Source organism: Flagellimonas meridianipacifica (genome assembly GCF_003001695.1).
Taxonomy (GTDB): domain Bacteria; phylum Bacteroidota; class Bacteroidia; order Flavobacteriales; family Flavobacteriaceae; genus Flagellimonas; species Flagellimonas meridianipacifica.
Window position 1 is genome coordinate 1,891,481 of the sequence record NZ_PVYX01000001.1, and the last position, 25,722, is coordinate 1,917,202.

The following is a 25,722-nucleotide window of genomic DNA, read 5'->3' on the forward strand; positions in this document are numbered from 1 at the left end:
GAATCCTCCTTTTTTTAGTAATATTGGCTCCCTCCCAAATTTTGAATAATTACTTGTGCAGGCCCAATTAAAATAAATGGACTAGGTCTCATTTTATGCTAAATAAAACCTCAAATCAGGATAATTTTTGCCTGGCAAAAAGGCTTCTTCTAGCCTTTATTTTTTTCTTTTTTGCCTATTACGGGTATAGTCAGACAATCAGCATCAACGATGTGACCCTGGCTGAGGGAAATGCTGGCACGACGGACTTCATCTTCACGGTGAGCGTGGACGGCGGCGGCAATGCGGGCACAGACATAGATTTTACGGTGAACACGGTCAATGGCACTGCGACTTCCGGGACGGACTACGTAGCGATAACGGGCGGTTCGGGCACGATAGCTTCGGGCACTCCCAGCACCACGATAACGGTTACGGTCAACGGTGACACGGATGTTGAGGGGGACGAGGAGTTCTCGGTTGTGCTCAGCGGAATTACGGGCGGCACTGCGGGCGATGACACGGGGCTTGGCACGATCACCAACGACGACGTGGCGCCCCTTGACGCGATCAGCATCAACGATGTGACCCTGGCTGAGGGAAATGCTGGCACGACGGACTTCATCTTCACGGTGAGCGTGGACGGCGGCGGCAATGCGGGCACAGACATAGATTTTACGGTGAACACGGTCAATGGCACTGCGACTTCCGGGACGGACTACGTAGCGATAACGGGCGGTTCGGGCACGATAGCTTCGGGCACTCCCAGCACCACGATAACGGTTACGGTCAACGGTGACACGGATGTTGAGGGGGACGAGGAGTTCTCGGTTGTGCTCAGCGGAATTACGGGCGGCACTGCGGGCGATGACACGGGGCTTGGCACGATCACCAACGACGACGCATTTGTTGCCACTATTACGGCAAACGATAACACTGCTGCGGAAGCAGGTATAGATACGGGCCAGTTCACAGTAAGTTTGGATGCGGTGAATAACACGGGCAGTGCGATAACCGTGAATTACAACGTAGGAGGTACCGCTGCTTCAATAGATGACTTTGCTGCACTTTCTGGCAGCGTTAATATCCCCAATGGCCAAGATACGGCCACAATAACCCTTATCCCTGTTGATGACAACGATGTAGAGGGCAACGAGACGGTCATCTTGACTCTTGGCACAGGAACAGGCTATACGATTGGGACAACTTCCAGTGCAACGGTAACAATAACCAGTGATGATATAGCTTCTATCAGCATAAACGATGTCACTTTATCCGAAGGAGATGCTGGCACAACTGATTTTGACTTTACCGTAAGTGTGGATGGTGGAAATAATGCAATAGGTGATATTGACTTTATAGTGAACACCAATGATGGGTCAGCCCAAGCTGGTACGGACTACACGGCGATAGTAAACAGTCCTAGAACGATAACAAATGGCACTTCGAGTACAACTGTTACAGTTACAGTAAATGGGGATGCGGATATAGAAGGGAATGAAGATTTTACGTTGGTTCTCAGTGCTCCGAATAACGCTACCATTAATAATGGGACTGGGATAGGGACAATCGTGAATGATGATTTTGCTGGTCCCTGCAACGCTGGAAATGTGGCTCCAGCCTTGGATACTTCTCAACCCTTGGAGTTTTGTGATGTGGTCATGGCCGACTTAAATGACTATGTCACAAATACAGCACCACCAGGAACCGTACTTACTTGGAGCACTTCTTCCGATATAACAAACACTGGAGCCTTTTTTGATGGGATTGTTGTGGCAGCCTCATCCTATTTTGGTTTTTTCTACGATGAAGTTAATCTGTGTGCCAGTCCAATCCTAACCATTACCTTGAGCAGAACGATTACACCATCTGTTCTGACTACAACACCTGCATCCCGCTGCGGGGAGGGTACTGTAACCTTAAGTGCTACTTCTAGTGAAGGTACATTGGCTTGGTATGCCAGTGCGTCAGGAGGAACAATTCTGGGTACAGGACCTTCTTTTGTAACGCCAAGCCTTACAACGACGACATCTTTCTTTGTTGAAGCAACTTTGAATGACTGCACCTCCCCTAGAACCGAAGTGGTGGCTACGGTCAATAACAATCCTTCTCCTGGAACCCCCACAGATACCTTCGCTTGCAATGTTGCTGGCAACGGAGGTCCGACCATAATCGATTTGGATGATACGCTGACGGGTGCTGAACCTGGGGTTTGGGCTGTGATAACACAGCCAACAGGTGGTACAGTGGTTATTGGTTCTGGAAATGCTACAAATTTTGAAGGGCAACCTAGTGGAGATTACGTATTTGAATATACCACCAACAGCGCGGTACCCCCATGTGTTGACAGCTCAGTTCAGGTTACCATTTCTGTAAGTGCTTGTATTGTGGATAGTGATGGTGACGGACTCAGGGATTCTGAGGAGTTGAGCCTAGGAACAAATCCAAACAACCCAGATACGGATGGAGATGGTTTAACAGATGGTGAAGAGGTGCTAGTTGTGGATGACCCTAGTACAACGGCCATTCCTGAAGTGGCAACTGATCCTTTAGATCCATGTGATCCATTCTTAATTCCTTCTTGTAACCCTTTGCCCATTGATTTAGCAATTACCAAAGAAGTGGTTAGCGGAAGTGTGACACCTGTATTGGGTTCGAATGTAACCTTTAGGATTACCTTAGAAAATGCCATGATGAGTCGAGTGTTGAATGTTGTGGTCAATGACCCAATTCAACTAAACCCAGGATTTCAATATGAATCAGATAACGCTTCTATAGGAAGTTATGATGATGCAACAGGTCTTTGGACCATTCCTGAGCTTTCAGGGGATGAGGAATCAGTGACTTTGGAAATAACCGTTAGAGTCTTGGTGATAGGACAATTATCAAATACAGCTACTATTGATTCATCCTTCCCTATAGATGATAATGCCACAAACAATACCGCTACGGTCTTAATAAACGTATCCCAAAGTCCATGTTTGGAACCTGGTACTTTATGTAATATATTTTCTCCCAATGGGGATGGGATAAATGATACCCTAAGGTTTGTCGACCCGAACAACGAATTTCCCAACAATAGATTGGAAGTGTTTGATCGATATGGTAACAGTGTATTTGAGGCAAATGGCTACGACGGCTCATGGGATGGGACAGGAAGTAATGGAAATTTACCCTTAGGTACGTATTTCTACGTCTTGGATTTGGGTAACGGAACCGAACCTCAAAAAGGATGGATACAAATAATAAGATAGGATGATGATGGAGAGGATACATTTAATACAAAGCGCTCTTGTCGCATTTTTGGTTTCCATAAGTTTTTGCGTTGCGCAACAAGAACCCCAGTATACGCAATACATGTACAACGTTGGTAGTTTCAATCCAGCCTATGTGGGTACGGTTGAAACTATGGATATTTCCGGTTTGTACAGAGCACAATGGATAGATATTCCCGGTGCACCAACTACTATTCGATTTGGAATAAATGCTCCGCTCAATAATGAAAAAACCGGGCTTGGATTTAATGTAATAAATGATGCCTTGGGACCTTCAGATCAGACGTTTATAACCGTTTCGTATTCGTATCAAATCAATCTATCTGACGCAACTAAATTGTCTTTTGGTCTTTCTGGAGGAGGGTCCTTGCTGAATTTGGATTTTTCCGAAGGAACTTTTAATGATCCAAATGATCCCGCAACTACAGGTGAAACCGTAAGTAATTTTTATCCCATTGTTGGCGCAGGCTTGTTTCTTTACGAGGATAATTGGTATACTGGAGTTTCGGTGCCAAATTTCCTTACCAATGGTTTGTATAATGATGAAGTGGCCACAGTGATTGAAGACAATTTACAGTTTACCTTTATCGGAGGGTATGTTTTTGATATATCAGATAGGACCAAGTTTAAACCCGCCTTTTTGGTGAACTACCTGGAAGGATTGCCGGTAACAGTTAATCTGTCGGCCAACTTTCAATTTTTGGATGCCTTTACCATTGGGGCTGCATATCGTTTTGACAACGCAGTCAGTGGTCTAGCTGGCTTTCAGATATCCAATAGTCTTTTTGTAGGGTATAATTATGACTACAATACAAATGGATTGGGGGATTTTAGTGGAGGTTCACACGAAGCCATTGTTAAGTTTTATTTGGGTAGAGGAGGTTCCAATTCAAGAGGTTCTAAGAATAGGGATAAATCACTCAAAGGCAAACCGAAACAAATAGATTCACCAAGATTCTTCTAATATGACTCTTCAAAGAAACATACACTTGTTTTTGGTCCTTGGTTTGATGGCATGTTCATTGTTTGGTCAGGAGAAAAGACTAAAGGCGGACGATTACTTTTTTCAATATGCCTATAAGCAAGCTATCACTTCATATGAAAGTGAACAGGCCAAAGGGACTCTATTGACGGAAAGACAGACATTGAATCTGGCGGACTCCTATTACAAAGTGGGAAGATTTGAAGAAGCATCAACAGTTTATTCACGGTTATATGAAAAGGATAGCTCCTTGTTGAATAGTCTTCAATTTAACATGATGTTGCAAAGTCTTTCTGTAATGTTTGATTTTAACAAAGTAGATTCCCTTTTAAGCAAAAAAGCTACCTCATTTTCTAAAGAATTATTTGAAAATAAAGAATTCAATGTATCTCTTTTGAGCCAACAAGACCAGGCGGAAGGCTTAGAGTATGAAATATTCAATGCTCAGGTCAATAGTCCCCAATCTGATTTTTCTCCCACCTTTTTTGGGGATGAGATTCTTTTTTCCAGCGATAGAAATCAAAATACAAAGAAAAAATATGCTCCCACTGGAGCAGGATACCTTAATATTTTTAAGGCTGATATCCTAAATGATGGTCAAGTGAATAACCAAAAAGTGTTTTCGGATATACCTGCTTCAAATTTCCATAAAGCGACACCTTCTTATTCGGAGGATTTGAAAACTGTTTTTTATGTTGCCTCGAATACAGATGATGGCGAGTTGGTCTTCAATGAGAATGGCAAAAATGCACTCTCCATCGCCAAAATAGCCCTGGGTGGTAGACCGCAACTTTTGTTCAGGGATTTAAGCACGTCTTTCTACTATCCATTTTATGAAGAGGCTACTGGAAGGCTATATTTCGCTGCTGATTTTGAAGACGGGTATGGCGGCACGGATTTGTATTATGTGGCTACCAATAACGGTCAGATTATGTCGGCCCCTGTTAACTTAGGGCCTCGCATAAATTCTCCTGGAAACGAGATTTCCCCTTTCATTTTTGAGAACAGTTTTTACTTTGCATCGGATGTTTTTTATGGTCTTGGGGGAATGGATATTTATCAGAGTACTATTGAAACAGGGGATGGATTTAGCATACCTGTAAATTTAGGTTCTGGAATCAATTCGGTACATGACGATTTTGGAATGGTCATACGAAATGAAGGAGCCGGGCTTTTAGGATATTTTGCTTCAAATAGAAAAGGAGGAAAAGGGGGTGATGATATCTATGGTTTCCGGGTGGAGGAAAAACCAGGGTTGAAAACAATAACTGTAAAGGGTAGGGTGGTGAAAGCTTATGATTCTACTGAAAATATAAATAATGCATCAGTGCAGTTGTTGGGAGCTAGTGGAGAGGTTCTGAAAGAAACCATATCGGACTTAAATGGAAAGTATAGGTTGGAAATACCATGGCAAGACTCAATTACCATAAGGTCAACCAAAAACCGTTTTTCCAGTTTTGTAAAGAATTTGAAAGGAGAAGAAATTGAAACCGTGCTGAAAACTGATTATAACATAGGATTGGCATTATATGATGATTTGGTAGAAGAAAGGGAAGGCCAAAAGGTAGTCAAGTTTCAAAAGTTTTTCTTCGGTAGGGGGCGTACCAACCTTGATGCGAGCATTACTGTGGAATTGGACAAAGTAGTTGATTTCATCAATAATTTTCCATCAGCTCAATTACGGATTGAGACGTATACCGATAGTCGAGGAGGAAACAGTACCAATTTTAGACTTACCCAAGCTAGGTCAGATGCTGTGAAGAAGTATTTGATTGATAATGGAGTTCCAGCTTCCAATATACTTTATAGTTTGGGCTATGGGGAACAGAAAATTCTAAACAACTGTACAAATGGAGTGTACTGTTTGGAAGTTCTTCATAGAAGGAATCAAAGAACCTTAATAGTCGTCTTAAATGACAACATTCTTTTCAGTGAGTAATCAGTTCACGATCAACCAGCAATAGTAAATCGCAAATAAAGAAAGAAAAAGAATGCCAGAATAGGTAAGGATTTTTAATCCAGTCCTTGGGTGGTGTTTCTTGGGCATTTCTTTGCTTTTAACGGCTTTCAGGTTCATCCATCCCACAATGGGGGCCATAACGAAGGAAACAAATGTGGCAAGAGCCACCAAATCTCCCATGTTGGAGCCAAAAGCAATAATCACAGTCCAATTAACAAGAGCCAGAAGTATAATTCCAACAGTAAAGGAGCTTTTACTCTTAAAAGTGTTATTGCTTGGGGCTAACTTCTTCAATACGTCTATACTGACCCGAGTAACTGCATCGTGAGCTGTCATGCAAGTGCTGAACATCGTGGCGAAAGCAGCAATGGCTATAAGACTATAGGTCCAACCTCCAATATGTGACGTAAATAAAGTAATGACTTGGTCTGCAAAAACAACCGCGCTTCCACTTAATTCGGTTCCTGTACCGTATAGGGTGAGCCATCCAATAATTAGGAAGAAAATGGCAAGGACGCCCGTTAAAACATATCCTAGATTAAATTCTTGCAAAGCAATCTTTAAAGAAGGTTTATCCCTTTGGGTACTCTGATTCTCAATACTCCATAGGCTTACCCAGCCTGAAGCTTCGACTGCAGTTGGCATCCAACCCATCAAGCTAATGAGAAAAAGAATGCCAACCTCATTGAATATCTCAGGAGCCTGATAATTTGCTATAGGACTTACTGGACCTTTTTGAATTACTAAAAATGTTGTAATCAGCAGGGCAATAAAAAGAACCGTAATCACCGCTTTCAAAGAATCCTCCAAAAATTTATAGCGTCCAATAATCAGAATACCACTGATAAATGCAAAAAGTCCCAAGGAAACCAAGCCAATATTTAGCGTACTCAATTGAAATAGGTTCATGAAAAGCCCGGTGGTAACAATGTACAGAGCAGCTAAAATGGTAAATGTGGAAACTAAGGTAACAAAGGCATATACCCATAGATAACCTCTGCCCATATTTAAGTAGCCTTCAATCAAGCTTTTTTGCGTAACCGTTGTATATCGGATACCGAATTCAAAAAAAGGATACTTGAGTACGTTTGCCAGTACAATAGGTATAATCATGACCCAACCATATTGTGCGCCTGCTTTGGTAGAAAGTACAAGATGGGAAGTGCCAATGGCCATAGAGGCAAAAAGCAGACCTGGTCCAAGGTACTTGACTAGTGTTTTAAATTTTGTCATCAACGACCTAAAAGTACGTTTTACGAAAATAGTATATTTAAGGAATCGCCAATGCAATAATGAAAACGTAACTGGTTAAACCTGTTTTATGAAGTTTTTGAAAAAGGTTTTTAAGGGAATATTATGGGTGATAGCACTTTTGGTGATTCTCTTTCTTGTGGGTCCTGAAGTAGAAAAACCCAATTTGGATACCACTTTGCCCACTGTGCCTTCTAATTTGTTGGCCTTGGAAGAGATGATTATGGCACGGGAAAAAGAGATGCCCAATATTAAGGCCGATAATGAAGCAAGAATTGTTTGGTATGATAGTGTACCACAAAAAACAGAGTATAGCATTGTCTACTTGCATGGCTGGTCCGCGAGTCAAGCAGAAGGAAATCCGTTGCATATAAAGACGGCAAAACGGTATGGCTGCAACCTATATTTGCCTAGGTTGGCAGGCCATGGATTGGAGGAAGAAGAGCCGATGCTAAATTTAACCGCCAATGAGCTCATTGCATCCGCAAAGGAGGCGATTGCGGTTGGCAAGAAATTGGGAGAGAAGGTAATTCTTATTGCTACATCCACGGGAGGCACTTTGGCATTACATTTGGCAGGAGGGGACGAAGATATTGCTGGATTGATTCTATATTCGCCTAACATTGAGATTTATGACCAGAATGCCAAAGTATTGGCGGGACCATGGGGTCTTCAACTGGCTAGATTGGTCAAGCAAGGAGATTACCATGAATTTGAGGCCAATGAAATTAAAAGGAAGTATTGGACATCAAAATATCGGGTTGAAGCCCTGACCCATCTTCAGGCTTTGGTAGACCATACTATGAAACCAGAAACCTTCCAAAAAGTGACCCAACCCGTTTTTATGGGCTATTTTTTTAAAAACGATTCCATTCAGGATAAGGTAGTTTCAGTACCGGCTATGCTAAACATGTACAAAGAGCTTGGAACGCCAAATAGTTTAAAACGCAAAAAGGCTTTCTCCGAAGTTGGAGATCACGTTATTGCTTCAAATATTACTTCAAAAGATTTGGATGCTGTTGAAAAAGAAACCAACGGATTTATTAAGGAGATTCTTGGAATACAGCCAAAAAAATAAAGGACAAAACGACTACGTCCTGTCCTTTAACTGTCTTATAAACAATGAAAACTGATTTTAAGGAACCTTCAAAGCCTCCAATACAATAACATTTGCAGTTCCAGAAATGTTCAACGTATTCCCTGTTGGATTTCCAAAATTTTCTTCTCCTACGTTAAGGCTGTAAGAAAAGGTCAATCGGTTGGTTTCGGAATCAAAAGTAATGTCGGTAATGTTAAAATCATTGACTGCATTGTCAAAAGGAGAAAACGCACTGTCCATTATAAAATACTTGTTATCCTCTCCAATAACGGCATAGTTCTCAATGGTGAAAAAACTAAAAGCTTCCAAAAGCTCTTCACTTTCTTCACCAATGTTCTCAATCCTCAAATCAAAGCGAACATAAGATTCTTGGTAAATATCATCCGCAGCGCTAAAAAAACGCTGAAAACCTAAATCATAAATCATGGTATCGTCGACTTCGCTAATGGTCAAGTCATTAAAATCTTCCAAATCAGATCCGTCTATGGGAGTAAACCTAAAGGAAGTGGAATCCCTAAAGGCCACATTGTCCGCACGTGTACCTTCCATGACCATGGAGATGTACCCATACTCGGCCACCTCGTCAAAACCTGCACCGTTCTGACCGTTGGCTCCATTAGCTCCGTCATTACCATCTATGCCGTTTGTTCCGTTAGTGCCATTTGTACCATTAGCACCGTCCATTCCGTCCTCGCCATCAGAGCATGAGCCCATCAATACTCCTAAAGCGATGCATAGGATATATAAAATATTATTTCTCATAACTACTTAAAATTGAGTGAATATCCATATCTTATTAAAGACCCTGTACCTCTTGCAATACGATGACATCAACAGTTCCGGAAACATTTAGGGTATTTCCTGAATCATTAGATTCGCCATCTACAATAAAACGGTAATCAAAAGTCAGATTATTGGTCTCTGGATTAAATGCAATATCGGAGAATTCAAACTCGCTTACCCCATCAATGCCTGACTCAAAGGAATCGCTTAAGGTAAAATATTTGTTATCTTCTCCAACCACGGCGTAGTTTACAATTTGAATATTGGCTAACGTCACGGTCTCATTTTCTTCCCCCAAATCTTGAATGGTTAGAGCCCAATCAATATAAGAATTGTTGAAAGCATTATCAGGTGAACTTAGAAAACGCCGGAGATCAAAATCATGCACATTATTTGTGATGTCCAGTTGATTGATAAAAGAGATATCAGATCCTTCAACTGAAGTAAATTTAAAGGCCGTGGAATCCCTGAATACTTGAAAATCGGGTCTTGTGCCTTCCAAAACCATGGTAATGCTACCAAAGCGAATGAGCTCATCATAGCCCACGCCATTTGCTCCGTCTGCCCCGTCAGCTCCATCTTCACCATCTGTTCCATTAGTTCCGTTGGTGCCGTTTATACCATTTATTCCATCTGCACCATCTGCACCATCCTCTCCAGAACAGGAAACCAGTGCCAGGGCAAACACTAAGCTAAATACATAAAGTAAATTGAATTTTCTCATAATTTATTGTTTGATATTTTGGCGAAACTACCAAATGGCTAAAAGGCCGAGGAACACGGTTTGATGGATGCTTTATTTGAACTAACGGATGAAGGATTCAATTTGATATTGATTTCTGACATGGAGAACCGAATATACTTTTGAGCTCTGTAAGTATGTATAACCTGTCAGTGAACAATTTGTTAGTACACTTCTTATTAGTTTCTAATCATCCAAAAAAGAACAACTTAAAAAAAGCCAGGTAGGGTTTTAAAGCTTCCAGTTTAAATAATTGATTCGATAGATTATGCCGTGTTGAGAAACTTCAGCATTTAGGAAATTGAGGTTTTCAATAGTTTTTGATAAACGTGGGTGGAGTGCACGCGGTTTTGATTAAAGATTGTTTTATAAAAAAAGCCTGGACAAAGTCCTGGCTTTCATTTAAAATGGTGGAGAAAAATAATAGCTATTTTCCCTTGTCACTCACATGTCAATGTAGTTTTTAAACCCTTCCAGTTTTTTCTTCACAGTTTCTTCATAGTCCGTCCCCTTATATCTTTCAAATGTCTTTTGAGAAATTCCTTTGTACCATACGTTTTCAGTGAGTTCTAACGTAGACCCTGAAGTTAACTTGCGTTGGATATAGAGCATTCCAGTGGGAAGGTTATAGCGCAGGGTATAGGATTCCTTCTCAACAATGTCAACAATTTCAATATTATAGATTTGTCCAGATTCTACGATGACTTGGCAGTTTTCTCTCTTTTTAAGCTCGTCTGGGCAACGGACATCTACTATATTACTATCCCACTTCTTGAAGCTGGAATAATCCATAAGGGCATTCCATACGTTTTCTGGGGTGTTGTTGATTTCAACAGTGTGCGTAAACTGTTTCTTTTGAGCAATTCCTGGGCTTATTGTGAACAGCAAGATCATAACGGACAGGGCGGATGGAATTCTTTTCATGATACAGTGTTTTGGTTCTTATTTCGAGTTATACCCTAAAATTCGAATCTAATACATGAAAAAGCTGTGTCATTTGACACACTAACAAAATTTTAAGAAATCTTAGGCAGCTGCCAGTTTTCGCCGAATACGGTGAAGCGTTTCTCGTGAAGTGCCTATTAGGGAGGCGAGAATTTGAACAGGAACTTCTTGAACCATTTTGGTATGGTTTTCAAGTAAATCCAAATATCGCTGTTCAATGGTCATTCGCGACTTTTTATTAGCTTCAATGACCTTGGCGGATAAAATTTGTTCTACAATGCTTTGAATGAAATTACTGAGTTCCTTGTTTTTAGATTTAATGGCCTGATAGTTTTCTCTTTTCAGTTCGCAAAGCCGAACCGAACTCAGGGCCACACAATAATCACTGCTGGGAACATGGTTTACGAAGCTGTCCATCATTGTCCAGCAATAATTTGCTTCTACTACTTTTAAGGTAACCCGCTCTCCAAAATCGGAATAGGTATAGTAATGGAGAAATCCTTCTTCCAGAAAGTAAACGGCATCTACATCTTGATTGGGTTTTATCAACTCAGTACCTTTAGGAACTTCAAGACTTGTACAATGGCTTAATAGAAAATCCATATTTTCAGATGAAATATCGCCAAATCCCTTAAAGTAATTCCTAAGCATTTGCATGTACTAAAGTTACTTATTTTTAAGTGATTTTATAAACAATTGGAGGAGCAAAGGACAGAAACTAATTTTTTGGGCATTGGACATTCGCAGTATTGCCCTTTTATGAGAAAACCCCAGTTTTTTTAAGGTTTTTATTTAGCTCTAATTCTTTGTAAATCATTAACTTGACTATCCAATTAGTTCCCCATTGTTTCAATTTTTTAAAACAGATAATATGCCAGATATTAACTTCGGATGGTGGAACCTCCAGAACTTTTTTGATACGGATGACGACCCAATTTCAAATGATTTTGCCTTTGGAAACTCAGATTTTTATACTGAAAGTGTTTTTAACGCGAAGAAGACAAATCTTGCAACGGGCTTGGAAATGATTTGGCCCAATGAGGGAATCGATTTATTGACTGTATGTGAGATTGAGAAAGATTCCCTATTACAAGATTTGGTTGATCTTGTTGGGAATTCAAACCTTCAGGTTGTCCAAGACCTATCAGGAACGAATGATTTAAGAGGTATAGATGTAGCCATGGCATTCAATCCAAACAAACTTTCAGTAGTTTCGGTGGAATCTCATTTGGTTCATCTTAGATACCGAACTAGGGACCTTTTTGAAGTGGTCTTTAGGGTAAATCAAACTAATGAAGAATTTACAGTAATCGCTTGTCATTGGCCATCAAGAAGTCAAGGTCGGTATGAATCGGAACCTTTGCGAATTGCTGTCGCCGAACATGTTGCTTATTTGGTTGAGGACTATGTGAAGGTGACCCCAGAGGAATATGCCAATCTAAAAAATGCCAACAATCTGCAACCTGTGATTGATAAATGGGAAGGCAAAGTTATTGTGGTGGGTGACCTTAATGACGAACCATTTGACCGAAGTGTGGTTCAAAATCTTAAGGCCACCTGGGATCTGGACCGTGTTAAAGGTGCCACGAATGATATAGATGGCTTTAAGGACCAAGTTTCCCAATATCGCGGACAAGATGTATTCCTTTACAATATCAGTGCTGCGGCGCTAAGGGATCCTCTTGGGGGGACAGGTACCTATTTTTTGGATGGGCTTAGAGGAGGGGGGAAGATGTCTAACCGCTACCAGGTCTTGGACCAGTTGATTGTTACACGAGGACTTTTATCGGGAAATGGACTTACCGCTAATTTGGACACTTTTGAAATCATAGCGGATGATCCACTGGCCACTTCTTCAAAAAGGCCCAAGAGATTTACATTTAAAAAGGATTTGAACAACCCAGACCCTAAAGGTTTTTCGGACCACTTGCCATTACGGATAAAACTGAATTTTTGAGGTAAGAAAGAAGTTGTTGTGCGATTTGTAATGTTGAATACGATATGCATACCTTCTAAAAATAAAAAACCCTGAAAATCATAGGATTAACAGGGTTTTGTAGTACTCGAGGCAGGAATTGCCATCCGGCGAGTCCCTCTTCGAACCTGTTGATAATGAAAAAGCAATTCTGAAAGAATTGTTTTGGTTGAAACAAAATTTCACTCAAACCAGTTTGGTTCATTTTATTCCATAAAAAAACCAAGGAAACTCCTTGGTTTTTCATTAATTGGTACTCGAGGCGGGACTTGAACCCGCACGGCCACAATGGCCATTGGATTTTAAGTCCAACGTGTCTACCAATTCCACCACTCGAGCCAGACTTAAACAAAAAAACGCTGCAAGCAGCGTTTTGGAGCGAAAAACGGGATTCGAACCCGCGACCTCCACCTTGGCAAGGTGATGCTCTACCAACTGAGCTATTTTCGCATTTTAAAGAACTTGCACCCATTTTCAAAGATGCGGATGCAAATTTAATACATTTCTGTAAATAGAAAAGCTTTTTAAGAGGAAGCTTTTTTCTTTTTAGTAAGAAGGCGCTTAATTTCGTTGAGTTTCATCAAGGCTTCCACTGGGGTTAAAGTATCGATGTCAAGATGCAATATCTCATCTCTGATTTCTTCCAAAAGAGGGTCATCCAGATTAAAAAAACTTAGCTGCATTTCATCGGCCGAAGCTTGTTCCAGTTTATCCGTAATCTCCTCACTGGAATGTGATTTTTCCAGTTTTTTCAAGATTTTTCCAGCTTTTTGGACCACTTGTTGGGGCATTCCGGCCATTTTGGCCACATGGATACCAAAACTGTGCTCACTTCCACCAGGAACCAGTTTGCGCAAGAACAGCACATTGTTTTTGACCTCCTTGACCGAAACACTATAGTTTTTGATTCGGGAAAAGGTTTTGGTCATCTCATTGAGTTCGTGATAATGGGTAGCAAAGAGGGTTTTTGCTTTGGCCGGGTGTTCATGCAGATACTCCGAAATGGCCCACGCAATGGAAATACCATCATAAGTGCTAGTACCCCGACCAATTTCGTCCAACAATACCAAGCTTCGTTCCGAAAGATTGTTCAAAATACTGGCAGTTTCGTTCATTTCCACCATAAAAGTGGATTCACCCAACGAAATATTGTCACTGGCACCAACACGGGTGAAAATCTTATCGACCATTCCAATTTTAGCAGAAGATGCGGGCACGAAACTTCCCATTTGTGCCAATAGGGTAATTAAAGCAGTTTGACGGAGTATGGCCGACTTACCGCTCATGTTTGGTCCAGTAACCATGATGATTTGCTGCTCTTCTCGATTCAAAATCACATCATTGGCAATATAGCTCTCCCCAGGAGGAAGTTGCTTCTCAATTACTGGATGCCGCCCATCCCGGATTTCCAAAGTGGTGGAATCGTTCATTTTGGGCAAGCTATAGTTGTTGTCTTGGGCCAGACAAGCAAAACCGCAAAGGCAATCCAATTGAGCTACTAATTGTGCATTTTTCTGTACAGGGGCAATATATTCCTGCATCCATACCAACAATTGCTCAAAAAGCTGCTGTTCCAAACTATGGATGCGCTCTTCGGCTCCCAATATTTTGGCTTCGTATTCCTTGAGTTCTTCGGTAATATAGCGTTCTGCGTTGACTAGAGTCTGTTTACGAATCCAAGATTCCGGCACCTTGTCTTTATGCGTATTGCGTACTTCAATATAGTAGCCAAATACATTGTTGGAGGCAATCTTTAAGGATGTGATGCCTGTTTCTTCCATCTCCCGGGCCAGCATCTTGTCCAAGTAGTCCTTACCAGAGAATGCAAGATTTCTCAACTCATCCAATTCCTCAGAATACCCTTCGGCGATAACATTCCCTTTGGCAACTTGAATGGGAGCCTCTTCATTTAAAACCTCCTTGATTTTGGTGCGCAAAGCATCACAGGGGTCCATGGCATTTCCCAATTGTGATAATGCTTCGTTATCGCTTTCCAAAGCAACTTCCCGCACGGGAATCAAAGCTTCAAGACTGTTTTTAAGTTGAATTACCTCTTTAGGGTTGATTTTTCCTGTTGCCAATTTGGAAATCAAGCGCTCCAAATCTCCCATGCCGGATATCCAGTGTCGGATTCTTTGAAGTGAAGTTTCTGATTCCTTTAAATGCGCCACAATCTGATGTCGCTCCCGAATCGTGTCTATATTTTTTAAGGGTAGCGCCAGCCATCGTTTCAAAAGTCTACCGCCCATTGGCGACAAAGTCTTGTCTATGACATCTATTAGGGTAATGGCATTGAGGTTATGTGAATGGTACAATTCCAAGTTGCGAATGGTAAATCGGTCCATCCACACATAATCTTCCTCTACTATCCGTTGAATTTTATTAATGTGCTGCAGACGGGTATGCTGTGTTTCAGAGAGGTAATGCAAGACGGCTCCGGAAGCTACTATTCCATCTTTTAAGTGGTCAACTCCAAAACCTTGTAAAGAACGTGTTTTGAAATGTTGGGTAAGTCTTTCATGGGCAAAATCATCCTGAAAAATCCAATCTTCCAAAAAGAATGTATGATATGTGGAACCAAAATGCTCCGCAAACTCTCTTTTATGGCTTTTGGAAATCAGGACTTCATTTGGGGAAAAGTTCTGGAGCAATTTATCCACTTGCTCCATAGAGCCTTGAGAGGTCAGAAACTCTCCCGTGGAAATATCCAAGAACGCGATACCAAATTTTTTGGGTCCATAGTGGAGGGCACATAAGAAATTATTGCTCTTCGAGTTGAGAATGTCATCATTTAAGGCCACTCCCGGGGTAACCAATTCAGTCACTCCACGTTTTACGATGCTTTTTGTTTGTTTTGGGTCTTCCAGTTGGTCACAAATGGCCACACGTTGGCCAGCTTTTACCAATTTGGGCAAGTATGTATTCAAAGAGTGATGGGGAAAACCGGCAAGTTCAGTTTTGTCACCTCCATTGTTTCTATGGGTAAGAATGATGCCCAAAATCTTAGCGGCTTTGATGGCATCTTCACCAAAGGTTTCATAGAAATCACCCACTCGAAAAAGCAATAAAGCATCAGGATGCTTCATCTTAATGGCATTGTATTGCTGCATTAAGGGAGTTACTTTTTTGGATGGTTTTTTGGTTGCCAAGGCGAGTGTATTCGTTTAATTTTGCTCAAAATCGGTACAGACGAAAATACCTTTTTCCCCAGACCTCAAAAATTTTTGTTGATATTTTGAATCCTAAAGTTGAAAAGTAAATATGCGAAAACTGCAGAACAGTGAACTGGAAAGGTTGAACGTGGAGGAATTCAGACAAGCGGTAAAAATGCCTGTAATTGTTATTTTGGACAATATTCGCAGTTTGAACAATATTGGTTCGGTTTTTAGAACTGCTGATGCTTTTCTTGTAGAGAAGATATTCTTGTGCGGAATTACCGCCACGCCACCACACAAAGATATTCGAAAAACGGCGTTGGGCGCCACACAAAGTGTGGAATGGGAATACCGGGAAAATACTTTGGAGGTTGTTGAAGAACTAAAGAAAAAGGGTGTTCGAACCGTTGCCATTGAACAAGCGGAGCAAGCTACCCATCTTCAGGATTTTAACCCGAAAAAGCAAGAACAAATTGCATTGATTTTTGGAAACGAGGTAAAGGGAGTTTCTCAGGAAGTGGTCTCTGCCTGTGACCTAGTTTTGGAGATTCCGCAGTTTGGTACAAAGCATTCTCTTAATATCTCGGTTAGTGCAGGGGTAGTGGTCTGGGACGTATGGACCAAACTCAATGCACAAAAAAAGCCCTGAAATTTCAGGGCTTCAACATATAGTTCGAGTTAGTTAGTTTCTCTTAAAGAGATGGCTAATAAAATAAAACCATTCGTTATATCCAAACATTTTCCAAAAATTCTCTTAAAAACGGGTTAAAAGAATCTTGTTTTCCAGTTGTTCCAAGATAGACTCATAATCGGATGGTCTGGATACAAAATCCATATCACTTAAATCCAGTATGATACTGTTTTGCTGGGGATGCCCCTTGATGAAGTCCATATAGCCCCTGTTTATTTTTTCAAGGTAATCAAAGGGTATATTTTGCTCATAAGACCTACCTCTTTTTTTTATGTTTTCCAATAATCGCTCTGTGTTTTGATAGAGATAAAGGTAGATATCCGGTTTCTTTACCTCCTTGTACATGAAATTGAAAACCTTTCGGTATAGATTAAATTCATCTTCTTGCAAAGTGATTTTGGCAAAAATCAAGGATTTGAAAATATCATAGTCACTCACCATAAAATTTTTGAAGAGATCAAATTGGGTGGTGTCATCCGTAAATTGTTGATACCTGTCTGCCAAAAAAGACATTTCCAAAGGAAAAGCATACCTGGCCTGGTCTTCATAGAACTTGGGTAAGAAGGCGTTATCTGCAAAACGCTCCAATACCAATTTGGCATTGAATTCATTGGCTATCATTTTGGACAAGGTGGTCTTTCCTGCACCAATATTTCCCTCAATGGCCAAGAAATGGAGTTGCGCAAATAAGGAACTACGGTCCTTGAAAAACTTTAAGGGACTTTTACGCAATTTTTCCCGTCCCTTGGTCTGCTGTAATAGATTTCGAATATCCTTGTTTTCCTCCGGATGATAATACTGGGGGGCAATATCTGCCAAAGGCTTCAAAACGAAGGCCCTTTCATGCATTTTGGGGTGGGGGACCACCAAAGTATCCGTATGGATTATTTCATTGTTGTACAGCAGTAAATCAATATCCAGTGTTCTGGATTCATAGCCTTCACTCTGTTTGCGCTCCCTTCCAAAAGAACGTTCTATGGAAAGTATCGTTTCCAACAAACTTAAAGGTTCCAGTTCCGTCTGGATAAGCAAGCAAGCATTTAAAAAATCCTCTCCTTCAAAGCCTTCCGCAGGGGTTTCGTAAATGGAAGAAATCTTTACTACCTTTCCACCTCTACGGTTGATTTCAAAGATAGCCTTTTGGAGCGTGTAAAAACGATTTCCCAAATTGCTGCCCAATGATAAATATGCTCTGTTTTCCTTACTCATAATCAGCTTGGCAAAATAAGCAAAACAATACAACATTAGTTATCTTTGGCATCGATTAAAATGTTAGGGAATGAAGTTTTTGAGGAATCTTTTGGCGTCTATTTTGGGAACCCTTTTGGCATTTGGCATTTTGTTTGTCATGTTCTTCATTTTTACGCTGCTTATAGGAGGGTCGGACAATGGAGTTGTGGTCAGAAAGAATTCGGTGCTTGAGCTTGGTTTTACTAAGCCTATTAAAGATTATGTGGGGCGTGATGAAGCCGACCCGTTTGGAGGTTTATGGGAAGAGGGTGTGGGCCTGGATGTTATTCTTCATGCCATTGAAGAGGCCAGTAAGGACGATAATATCAAGGGTATTAGTTTGACCACTAGTTTTCTGCAAGCCGGATTGGCTCAGACACAGGAAATACGTAAGGCGCTGTTGGATTTCAAATTATCTGGGAAATTCATTTTTGCGCATTCAGATTTTTTCACGCAAAAAGATTATTACTTGGCCAGTGTGGCCAACAAAGTATACCTTAATCCGGTAGGGGCCATGGATTTTAAAGGATTGGCTTCAGAAGTGCTTTATTATAAGGATTTACAGGAAAAGTCGGGAGTTAAAATGGAGGTGATTCGTCATGGTAAGTATAAAAGTGCCGTGGAGCCCTATTTGTCCAATAACATGAGTGAAGAAAATCGGACTCAAATTCGTGAATTGATTTCTTCGATTTGGAACACCATGATAAATGATATTTCCAATTCCAGGAGTATCAACCAAATCAATTTGAACACTATAGCGGATACTCTTGGGGCACGTACACCAGAGCATGCTTTGGCATCTGGATTGGTGGATGACTTATTGTTCCATGACGAATACGAGGAAGTTTTAAAAATTGAATTGGGCCTTGAGGAAGATGACAAACCCAACTACGTTAACTTCTTTGATTATATGGATAAGGTCAGAAATAGAAACTTAAAATCGGGGCAGGACAAAATAGCCGTGATTTATGCTCAAGGGGAGATTTTTTATGGGGAAGGCGATAAAGAATTCATAGGTCAAGGCCTTATCAACAAATCACTGGAAAGAGCCGTAAAAGACGACAACGTTAAGGCAATAGTGCTAAGAATAGATTCGCCCGGGGGAAGTGCTTTGGTTTCCGATATCATTTGGCGTCAAGTGGAAGTCTCCAAAAAAAGCAAACCTGTAGTCGTTTCCTTTGGAAACGTTGCGGCATCTGGAGGTTATTACATTGGTGTTGGTGGCGATAAGATTTTTGCCGAGCCCACCACCATTACAGGTTCCATCGGTGTTTTTGGAACAATCCCCAACATAAACGAATTGGCGGATAAGGTTGGAATCAATGCAGAGCAGGTGGGTACCAATCAGAATTCGGTGGATTATTCATTTTTTGAACCCATGACGGATGGTTTTAGGGGTGTCTTACGTGAGGGTATAGAAGATACCTACAACACTTTTTTGGAGCGTGTTTCTGCAGGTAGAAATATGACCGTTGAAGAGGTAGATGCAGTTGCTCAAGGACGGGTTTGGAGTGGGGTCGAAGCCCAAAGATTGGGATTGGTGGATGAGTTGGGAAGTTTGGATGATGCCATTGATGCTGCGGCGCAAATGGCAGATTTGGATTATTATGGTATCCGTAAATATCCGAGGTACAAATCGGGTTTTGAAAAGTTTATGGAAGATTTTAGCAATGCAAGGGCCAAAATTGGCTCGGCTATTATTGAAGAAGAAATTGGCTCTGAGGCCTACATGATTTTAAAGGATTTTAAACAGTTTTCGGAAAAAAAGGGCATACAAGCCAAAATGCCCTTTAGCTTAAACATTAGATAGGGAATGACGCAAAAAGACAAACGGGTTGCCTTTTCTATCTATTTGTATCTAGGCGCTTTGTTCATCACTTCCTTAGTGGTGTCCAATCTTATTTTTCAAAAGTTTTTTTATTGGAAGCCCTTTGGGGACATCACTATTTTTGGTGCACCATTGTTTGAAATATCAGTAGGTATTTTGCCTTATCCACTTACCTTTTTAATTACAGATTTGATTTCGGAGATTTTTGGAAAGAAAAAGGCCAATCAAGTGGTAGTTGCAGGTATTTTTGCCTCCTTTTTTTCGTTGGGTATTGTTTATACATCATCCGCGGTCTCAGCAACAGACTGGTCCCCGGTCTCGGATGCTATGTTCAAAGATGTGTTCGGAAATACCATTGTGGCCGTCTTTGCCTCCATGATGGCTTATTTGCTGGCCCAGTTTGTAGATATTCAGATTTATCATTTCTGGAAAAGGGTCACTAAGGGTAAATATTTATGGCTACGGAACAATTTTTCTACATTTTCATCCCAGTTTATAGATACTTTCACTGTGGTACTGTTGCTGTGCTCTTTTGGTGAAATCCCTTGGAGTCTTTTTTATGGATTGGTGATAAGTGGATTCGTCTTTAAAGTATTTATTGCCTTCTTGGACACCCCTTTGCTCTATTTCTTCGTATATCTATTACGAAGAAGATTTAACTTAAAAATAGGGGAAGAGATACTGCTGGATTAATCCCTTCTCTTTTACTTTGTTATCTCAAATCTTAAAGCATGAAAAAAAAGCTCCTTAAAATCACGGGAATTACTTTGGTAGTTCTTATTGCTTTGGTGGTTGCCCTTCCTTTTTTCCTACAGGGCAAGATTGCCGAAATCATTAAAAATAAAGTAAACAATAGTATTAATGCCACTTTGGATTTTGAGGAGGCCAATTTGAGTCTTGTCAAAAGCTTCCCGAATGCCCATGTATCACTTAAGGGGATTGCGTTGACAAATCATGCCCCTTTTGAAGGGGATACCCTTTTTGCTTCTGGGGAGGTGGAACTTAAAATGGCCATAAGTGAACTTTTTAAAGGTACTGAGGACCCCATTTCCATTAAAGCTCTAAATATTTCGGATGCACAATTGTCCATTAAAGTAGACGAAGCGGAAAACGCAAACTACGATGTATCCAAAGATACCGGAGGTACAGTTGAAGAATCGGATTCTTCAGAGGGCTTCACATTGGCTCTGGAATCATACAGTATCACCAATACCGACATAAGCTATGATGATTTTGTAAGTGGCATGCATCTGGAGATCACTGAAATGAACCATGCCGGGTCTGGAGACTTGTCTTTGGAAACCTCTGAGCTTAAAACGACAACGAATGCTTTGGTCTCTTTTGAATTGGACAGTACACGTTATTTGAATAAGAACAAACTCTTTTTGGATGCTTTAATAGGTATCGATTTAGCGAACAGCAAATACACGTTTTTGGAAAATAAGGCTTTGGTCAACCAACTGCCACTGGTTTTTGATGGTTTTGTTCAGGTAAACGAAGACAATCAAGAAGTGGACATCAGTTTTGCCACCCCCTCTTCCGATTTCAAGAACTTTCTGGCTGTGATTCCTGAAGCCTACTCAAAAAACATTGAAAATGTCCAGACCACTGGTGAATTCAAGGTAAATGGCGAATTCAAGGGTATTGTTGATGAAGAGCATATTCCGAAGTTTTCCATTCAGATGAACTCTACCAATGCATCCTTTAAATATCCTGATTTACCACAAACCGTAAGGAACATAATGATTGACGCCCTGGTTGAAAACAAAACTGGAATTACGGAAGATACCTTTGTGGACATCAAAAAACTTTCCTTTGCCATTGGTCAAGATAGGTTTAATCTACGTTCAAGAATTACGGATTTGTTGGGGAATACCAAGGTAAATGCGCATGCAGATGGAAAAATCAATTTGACAAACCTTTCCCAGGCCTATCCTATGCCGGAGGATTACAACCTAAAAGGACTTTTAAATGCTGATGTAACCACTGCTTTTGATATGGCTTCTGTGGAAAACAAACGGTACGAAAACACCAAAACTTCGGGCAATATGGAAGTTAGTGGTTTTGAATACAAGAGCGAGGAGCTCAAAAATCCTATAGTGATAAATCAAGCGTCAATGACCTTCAATCCCGAAACGGTTTCTTTAAACTCATTTGATGGCAAAACGGGGCAGTCCGATTTTAAAGCCTCTGGCACTTTGACCAATATATTGGGGTATCTTTTTAATGAAGAACCGATTGAAGGTAATTTTGATTTGACTTCGAACACTTTTGCTTTGAACGATTTTATGGTTAATAGCGAGGAGGGAGAGGAAAGCTCACAAACCTCTTCTGATGATGGCGAAGTGATGAAGATTCCATCTTTTTTGGATTGTACCATTAATGCCAAAGCTGGGTCAGTTCTGTACGATAATCTTAATTTGAAGGATGTAGAGGGCACTTTGGTAATTAAGGACGAGCGTGCGGTACTTAAAAACCTGCAATCCAATCTTTTTGGAGGCCAACTTGGGCTGCAAGGTGTAGTTTCCACCAAAGAGGAAACTCCTGTTTTCGACATGAGTCTAGGAATGGAAAATTTCAATATTGGCGAATCTTTCCAAGCTCTGGAATTGTTCAAGGTAGTTGCTCCGATTGCTAGCGCACTTCAGGGTAAACTTAACTCGGACATTAAACTTTCTGGAAATCTTAAAAAAGATTTGACGCCAAATCTAACTTCACTTTCTGGAGATGTCTTGGCTGAGCTTCTGGCCACTCAGGTCAATACCGAAAAAGCACCATTATTGTCAGCTTTTAACGGGCAATTAAATTTTCTGGATGTTAAGGACCTTAACTTGAGTGACTTAAAAACGGCATTAAGTTTTGACAATGGTGCGGTAAAAGTCAAACCTTTCACTGTGAATTATAAGGACATTGCCGTTAATGTTTCAGGAAGCCACAATTTTGAAAAGGAATTGCAATACCAAGCCACCTTGGATGTGCCAGCAAAGTATTTGGGTACTGAAGTGAACAGCCTCATTGCCCAACTGGATGATTCGGAAATGGAAAATCTTACCATTCCAGTGGTCGCTAATATTGGAGGGAATTACACGAATCCCAAGGTTACCACAGATTTAACGTCTGGGGTGAGTAAGTTGACCAATCAATTGGTAGAGATACAAAAGCAAAAATTACTCAATAAAGGAAAGGATTCTGCCAAGGATTTACTATCCAGTGTTTTGAGTAAAGAAAATGATTCCACGGGCACAAAAAAGTCAACAACAGGTGAAGTGCTTGGTAGTCTGTTGGGAAAATCCGAGAAAGGCAAAGACTCTACACAAGCTGAGGAAGACCCGGTAAAGAATACCGCTAAGTCCCTTTTGGGAGGATTGTTGGGGAAAAAGAAGAAAAAGGATTCGGTCAAATAATTCAGTTAATGTCGATGCCGACGTAGTATCCTTCGTGAGCCCTAACATTGAAGACAGTAGAATCTTCAAAAATGAGATATTGTCCTTTTATACCTTTTAAAATACCGCTATGTTTTGGTATTTTTTCTAGGTTGACACTTTTCACTTTTTCAGGATATTGCAAAACGGGAAAATCCAAATGGGTTTCGCCATTCGATTCGATAAAATAATCAGCAACTTCCTCCGGAACATACGACTTCAACTTTTGTCGCCATTCAATTAAATCAACATCCTCGAGGTCATTTTTCAGCATTTTCTGCCAGCTGGTCTTGTCGCTCACATGGGCTTTAAGCGCTACTTCTGTAATTCCTGCCAAATACCGGTTGGGGACTTCTACAATTTCAATGGCCTCGTGGGCACCTTGGTCTATCCAGCGCGTGGGAACTTGGCTTTTACGGGTAACGCCTACTTTTACATTGCTTGAATTGGCCAGATAGACAATATGTGGCTGTAGTTGCACGCGCTTCTCGTATTCCAAATCACGGTCCTCTATGTCCAAGTGAGCCTTGCTGAGTTCGGGTTTCATAATCCAATCACCTGCTGCCGCGGACTCAAAAAAATAGGATTTGCAAAACCCCTGACGGTAGATGGGTTCATTTTTTCCAGTGCCAAGGCATTGGTATTTGATAAACTCTATTTTGAGCTTTCGATTCAAGACTTGGTTCATGTTTATAAAATCGTTCTCAAAAACCAAAAAGTATTGGATAGGACTTCCTAATTCAGTTTGCATTTTTCGTATCACACCTTCGTACAGCATAGAGAATTTTAATTGTTTTTAGTTGATTTGATAATGAGATTAGGATGCGCTATTTTAGCTTTTAGACCTGTTATCGATATAGGTCAAATATACCTAAAATGCCAATACCTTTATTCAATAGCATCGCTTCTTGGTTGTTGAAAAAGCGCTATCATCAAATAGAACTTTTTTTAAAATATCCCTTGGATGTACAAAACGAAGTGTTGCACCAGCTCATGGATTTTTCAAAGGATACGGCGGTGGGCAGGCAATATGGATTTTCTGGAGATTTAAAATATGACGAGTTTAGGGAACGGGTACCATTGGTGAACTATGAAGACATCGCCCCACTGATTGAAAGATCCAGAAGAGGGGAACAAAATCTGTTTTGGCCCACGCCAATCAAGTGGTTCGCAAAGAGCAGTGGAACAACCAATGCCAAAAGCAAATTTATACCTGTAAGTTCCGAGGCACTTGAGGATTGCCATTATAAATCCAGTAAAGATTTGTTATGTCTTTATCTGAATAATAATGAAAACTCACAGTTGTTTCTCGGCAAAAGCTTAAGATTGGGAGGGAGCAAGGAACTTTATGAGGATAATGGCACTTTCTTTGGTGATTTATCGGCAATTCTAATTGATAACATGCCCTTGTGGGCCGAATATAGCAGTACGCCGAGTAGTAAGGTTTCCCTAATGAGTGAATGGGACATGAAGTTGGAGGCTATTATCAAGGAAAGCATAAATGAAAATGTTACCAGTTTGGCCGGAGTCCCTTCGTGGATGCTTGTATTGTTGAACGATGTCTTGGAGCGCACCCAAAAGGCTCACATTTTTGAGGTTTGGGAGAATCTGGAAGTATATTTTCATGGTGGTGTAAGCTTTACACCATACAAAGAGCAGTACAAAAAACTACTGCCTCGGAAGAGCTTCAACTACTATGAGACCTATAACGCTTCGGAAGGTTTTTTTGCCATACAAGACCGTAATTGCTCTGAAGACTTATTGCTCATGCTGGACTATGGTATATTCTATGAGTTTATTCCGGTAAATCATCCTGGGGAGGAACGTGCCATTCCTTTATGGGAAGTTGAGGTAGGAGTGAACTATGCGGTGGTTATCACGACCAATGCAGGATTATGGCGCTACAAAATTGGCGATACCATTCGTTTTACTTCCAAAAACCCCTATAGAATCCGAATTACAGGACGGACAAAGCATCATATTAATGCTTTTGGCGAAGAACTAATTATTGAGAATGCGGAAGAGGCCTTAAAGCAGATATGTATCAAGACCGATGCTGAAATCATGGATTATACCGCGGCACCAATTTTTATGAATGGTTCCGAAAAGGGAGGGCATGAGTGGCTCATCGAATTCAGAAAACCTCCTTTGGATATAGCCTATTTTACAGAGTTTCTGGACAATGCCCTAAAATCCTTGAACTCAGATTATGAAGCAAAGCGCTATAATAACATGACCTTGGCCATGCCAAAAGTACATTTGGCCCGTAAGAATTTATTCCATGATTGGCTTAAATCCAAAAACAAATTAGGGGGGCAGCACAAGATTCCCAGATTGTCCAACGAACGCGCTTACATCGAAGAATTACTTCAAATGAACAATTAATTGTGTTTTTTCCGTTGTTT

General features: G+C 40.8%; 18 protein-coding genes and 2 tRNA genes. 10 read left to right on the forward strand and 10 right to left on the reverse strand.

Annotated elements, in window-relative coordinates:
• Positions 1-95 precede the first annotated feature (95 nt).
• The 3 genes from CLV81_RS08705 to CLV81_RS08715 are packed head-to-tail and all read left to right on the forward strand — an operon-like array spanning position 96 to position 6,175.
• On the forward strand, positions 96-3,233 hold the full coding sequence (locus CLV81_RS08705; RefSeq protein ID WP_106144627.1) for a Calx-beta domain-containing protein: 3,138 nt from the start codon (positions 96-98) through the stop codon (positions 3,231-3,233).
• 1 nt (position 3,234) lies between these two features.
• The gene (locus CLV81_RS08710; RefSeq protein ID WP_106144628.1) at positions 3,235-4,218 is read left to right on the forward strand and encodes a PorP/SprF family type IX secretion system membrane protein; all 984 of its coding nucleotides are present in this window, start codon (positions 3,235-3,237) and stop codon (positions 4,216-4,218) included.
• Between the two features lies 1 nt (position 4,219).
• Entirely contained in the window at positions 4,220-6,175 is a 1,956-nt protein-coding gene (locus CLV81_RS08715) for an OmpA family protein (RefSeq protein ID WP_106144629.1), read from the forward strand.
• On the opposite strand, the gene CLV81_RS08720 is transcribed toward CLV81_RS08715, so the two are convergent.
• Positions 6,176-7,429 (reverse strand): NRAMP family divalent metal transporter, encoded by a 1,254-nt coding sequence (locus CLV81_RS08720; protein WP_106144630.1) that lies wholly within the window; start codon positions 7,427-7,429, stop codon positions 6,176-6,178.
• 88 nt (positions 7,430-7,517) lie between these two features.
• Between CLV81_RS08720 and CLV81_RS08725 the strand changes: the two genes are divergently transcribed.
• The gene (locus CLV81_RS08725) at positions 7,518-8,525 is read left to right on the forward strand and encodes an alpha/beta hydrolase (protein ID WP_106144631.1); all 1,008 of its coding nucleotides are present in this window, start codon (positions 7,518-7,520) and stop codon (positions 8,523-8,525) included.
• Positions 8,526-8,582: 57 nt separating this feature from the next.
• Here CLV81_RS08725 and CLV81_RS08730 read toward each other — a convergent pair whose 3' ends face one another.
• From CLV81_RS08730 to CLV81_RS08745, 4 genes are all read right to left on the reverse strand, one after another.
• Entirely contained in the window at positions 8,583-9,308 is a 726-nt protein-coding gene (locus CLV81_RS08730; protein WP_146129865.1) for a hypothetical protein, read from the reverse strand.
• A 34-nt stretch (positions 9,309-9,342) separates the two neighbouring features.
• Complete coding sequence (locus CLV81_RS08735; RefSeq protein ID WP_106144633.1) at positions 9,343-10,053, reverse strand: collagen-like protein; 711 nt, start codon at positions 10,051-10,053, stop codon at positions 9,343-9,345.
• Between the two features lie 462 nt (positions 10,054-10,515).
• The gene (locus tag CLV81_RS08740; protein ID WP_146129866.1) at positions 10,516-10,995 is read right to left on the reverse strand and encodes an SRPBCC family protein; all 480 of its coding nucleotides are present in this window, start codon (positions 10,993-10,995) and stop codon (positions 10,516-10,518) included.
• A 102-nt stretch (positions 10,996-11,097) separates the two neighbouring features.
• Complete coding sequence (locus CLV81_RS08745; protein ID WP_158259104.1) at positions 11,098-11,667, reverse strand: Crp/Fnr family transcriptional regulator; 570 nt, start codon at positions 11,665-11,667, stop codon at positions 11,098-11,100.
• 220 nt (positions 11,668-11,887) lie between these two features.
• Between CLV81_RS08745 and CLV81_RS08750 the strand changes: the two genes are divergently transcribed.
• Positions 11,888-12,973 carry an endonuclease/exonuclease/phosphatase family protein gene (locus CLV81_RS08750; RefSeq protein WP_106144636.1) on the forward strand — a complete coding sequence of 362 codons (1,086 nt, stop codon included), beginning with the start codon at positions 11,888-11,890 and terminating at the stop codon, positions 12,971-12,973.
• 269 nt (positions 12,974-13,242) lie between these two features.
• On the opposite strand, the gene CLV81_RS08760 is transcribed toward CLV81_RS08750, so the two are convergent.
• The 3 genes from CLV81_RS08760 to mutS all read right to left on the reverse strand — a co-directional run bounded on the left by CLV81_RS08760 (position 13,243) and on the right by mutS (position 16,101).
• Positions 13,243-13,330: transfer RNA gene (locus CLV81_RS08760), tRNA-Leu, on the reverse strand.
• A 35-nt stretch (positions 13,331-13,365) separates the two neighbouring features.
• A tRNA-Gly gene (locus tag CLV81_RS08765) sits at positions 13,366-13,441 on the reverse strand.
• A gap of 74 nt (positions 13,442-13,515) precedes the next feature.
• Positions 13,516-16,101 carry a DNA mismatch repair protein MutS gene (mutS, locus tag CLV81_RS08770; RefSeq protein ID WP_106144957.1) on the reverse strand — a complete coding sequence of 862 codons (2,586 nt, stop codon included), beginning with the start codon at positions 16,099-16,101 and terminating at the stop codon, positions 13,516-13,518.
• A 151-nt stretch (positions 16,102-16,252) separates the two neighbouring features.
• On the opposite strand from mutS, the gene CLV81_RS08775 reads away from it, so the two are divergent.
• Complete coding sequence (locus CLV81_RS08775; RefSeq protein ID WP_106144638.1) at positions 16,253-16,795, forward strand: RNA methyltransferase; 543 nt, start codon at positions 16,253-16,255, stop codon at positions 16,793-16,795.
• 105 nt (positions 16,796-16,900) lie between these two features.
• On the opposite strand, the gene folK is transcribed toward CLV81_RS08775, so the two are convergent.
• Entirely contained in the window at positions 16,901-18,046 is a 1,146-nt protein-coding gene (gene folK, locus CLV81_RS08780) for a 2-amino-4-hydroxy-6-hydroxymethyldihydropteridine diphosphokinase (RefSeq protein ID WP_106144958.1), read from the reverse strand.
• A 70-nt stretch (positions 18,047-18,116) separates the two neighbouring features.
• On the opposite strand from folK, the gene sppA reads away from it, so the two are divergent.
• The 3 genes from sppA to CLV81_RS08795 are packed head-to-tail and all read left to right on the forward strand — an operon-like array spanning position 18,117 to position 23,299.
• Entirely contained in the window at positions 18,117-19,877 is a 1,761-nt protein-coding gene (gene sppA, locus CLV81_RS08785) for a signal peptide peptidase SppA (protein ID WP_106144639.1), read from the forward strand.
• Between the two features lie 3 nt (positions 19,878-19,880).
• Positions 19,881-20,588, forward strand: coding sequence for a queuosine precursor transporter (locus tag CLV81_RS08790; protein ID WP_106144640.1), 708 nt, complete (start codon positions 19,881-19,883; stop codon positions 20,586-20,588).
• Between the two features lie 38 nt (positions 20,589-20,626).
• Complete coding sequence (locus tag CLV81_RS08795) at positions 20,627-23,299, forward strand: AsmA-like C-terminal region-containing protein (protein WP_106144641.1); 2,673 nt, start codon at positions 20,627-20,629, stop codon at positions 23,297-23,299.
• A 1-nt stretch (position 23,300) separates the two neighbouring features.
• Here CLV81_RS08795 and CLV81_RS08800 read toward each other — a convergent pair whose 3' ends face one another.
• On the reverse strand, positions 23,301-24,095 hold the full coding sequence (locus CLV81_RS08800; protein ID WP_106144642.1) for a DUF2797 domain-containing protein: 795 nt from the start codon (positions 24,093-24,095) through the stop codon (positions 23,301-23,303).
• Positions 24,096-24,193: 98 nt separating this feature from the next.
• Here CLV81_RS08800 and CLV81_RS08805 point away from each other — a divergent pair, with 98 nt between their 5' ends.
• Positions 24,194-25,702 carry a GH3 auxin-responsive promoter family protein gene (locus tag CLV81_RS08805; protein WP_106144643.1) on the forward strand — a complete coding sequence of 503 codons (1,509 nt, stop codon included), beginning with the start codon at positions 24,194-24,196 and terminating at the stop codon, positions 25,700-25,702.
• Positions 25,703-25,722 lie beyond the last annotated feature (20 nt).